Source organism: Xanthovirga aplysinae, assembly GCF_009711365.1.
GTDB lineage: Bacteria > Bacteroidota > Bacteroidia > Cytophagales > Cyclobacteriaceae > Xanthovirga > Xanthovirga aplysinae.
The window spans coordinates 1-1,868 of sequence record NZ_SMMB01000486.1 but is presented as its reverse complement, the minus strand read 5'-3'; the positions used below and the strand labels follow the sequence as shown (position 1 = coordinate 1,868).

The window sequence follows — 1,868 nt, the reverse complement described above, 5'->3', positions numbered from 1 at the left end:
GAATCAATAAGGAGTTATTCAAATCATTTTTTTTAAACATTAAAAGTTAATGGAAATGAAAGCAGTTGTTTGCACAAAATATGGGCCTCCCGAAGTTCTTCAATTCAAAGAAGTGAAGAGGCCTGAACCTAAAATCAATGAGATACAGGTTAAAGTACGTGCCACAACAGTGACAGTGGCAGATTACAGAATAAGAAGTTTTACCGTTCCTGCTTCTGTGTGGTTACCGGCTCGAATTGCGCTCGGCCTGAGAAAGCCAAAAAAGAATATCTTAGGAGTGGAATTAGCAGGAGAAGTAGATGCTGTAGGAAAAAATGTGAAGCGGTTCAAAAAAGGAGATCAGGTATTTGCTTCCACTCTAAATAGTTTTGGGGCTTATGCGGAATATAAATGTTTACCTGAAAATGGCCAGATTGCCATTAAACCAGCAAATATCTCATTCGAAGCAGCAGCAGCTATTCCCATAGGAGGTCGTACTGCATTGTACTACCTCAGGAAAAGTGGAATTAGGAGTGGGCAAAAAGTCTTGATTTACGGAGCCTCTGGGAGCGTAGGAACGTATGCTGTCCAACTTGCTAAACATTTTGGAGCTGAAGTGACTGGGATTTGTAGCAGTACAAATTTGGAATTGGTGAAATCCCTGGGAGCAGACCAGGTAATTGATTATACGGAAGGAGATTATACAAAAAAACTAGATATGTATGATGTAGTTTTTTTAGCGGTGGATAAGTGGCCGTTTTCTGTCTGCAAAAGATTTCTCAAAAAGGAGGGGATATATGTAAATGTAACTCAACCATTAATGAGTTTACAAATGTTTTGGACTTCCATGTTCAGTAAGAAGAAAATATTAATGGGTGTGGATCCTCCGGATTCGTCTGAAGATTTAACCTTTCTGAAAGGTCTAGTTGAAGAAAACTTCCTTAAACCTATAATTGATAGAAGCTATTCTTTAAGTGAGATTGTGGAGGCACATAGATATGTGGAGAAAGGGCATAAAAAAGGGAATGTGGTGATTAGAGTTATTTGAGATATGGTGAAAATTTCTCAACCTTAGATTGGAATCATAAAAATAAATGCTTGGATTAGTTTGCCCTCCAACCCAAAACCAGTAGTCAAAAAATAGATGAAGGTTTTTAAGGCCCAGTACAAAGTTTATACGGTGAGATCAATTTAGTGTCATAATAATTCAGATAAAATGAAAAAATGGCTTATCATTTCTATTATCCTCAATTTAATCATCCTTGCACCTATTGTTTATCTTTCCTTAAGCTGGCGGGGGCATGTTCAAGAAATCACCAAAAGTTTAGCAGAACAACATTATCATCGAAAGGCAACCATGTTTGAAGCTATGCCGGTTCAAAAGAACTCCATTATTTTCCTGGGTAATAGTATTATTGAGGGAGCCAATTGGGCCGAGCTATTTGAAAATTCGAACATTATCAATAGGGGTATAGGGGGAGATATTACAGCAGGGGTAATAAATCGGTTAGATGAGATCGTTCGTCATAAGCCATCCAAATTATTTATTTCTATTGGCACGAATGATATAGCCAGGGAAATTCCAATTAGGGAAATTATAAACAATTACCTGACAATCATCCAAAAATTAAGAACCTCTTCCCCTCATACCAAGCTTTATATACAGTCCATTTTACCAGTGGCTATTTCTTCTGGTTCTGTTTTATTGCATAACAATAAAGAGATTTTGGAGGTAAATCAGGAGTTAAGGAGAATTTGTGAGGACTTGAATATTCCTTACCTTGATTTGCATCCCCATTTTACAGACGAAACGGGTAAACTAAAATCAGATTTTACCAATGATGATCTTCATCTTTTAGGGGCGGGGTATTTGCTGTGGAAGGACCTGA

The 1,868-nt window shown here is 37.4% G+C and carries 2 protein-coding genes; both read left to right on the top strand.

The annotated features are described in order from the left end of the window. Positions 1 to 55: 55 nt before the first annotated feature. On the top strand, positions 56 to 1,027 hold the full coding sequence (locus E1171_RS02020; protein ID WP_155203579.1) for an NAD(P)-dependent alcohol dehydrogenase: 972 nt from the start codon (positions 56 to 58) through the stop codon (positions 1,025 to 1,027). Between the two features lie 168 nt (positions 1,028 to 1,195). After that, positions 1,196 to 1,868, top strand: a 673-nt coding sequence (locus E1171_RS02015) for a GDSL-type esterase/lipase family protein (protein WP_155203577.1), incomplete at its 3' end; no start/stop codon positions are given.

What these genes read in the sequence shown, in the direction of transcription:
- E1171_RS02020 (WP_155203579.1), top strand. Translation starts at nt 56, where the DNA reads ATGAAAGCAGTTGTTTGCACAAAATATGGGCCTCCCGAAGTTCTTCAA.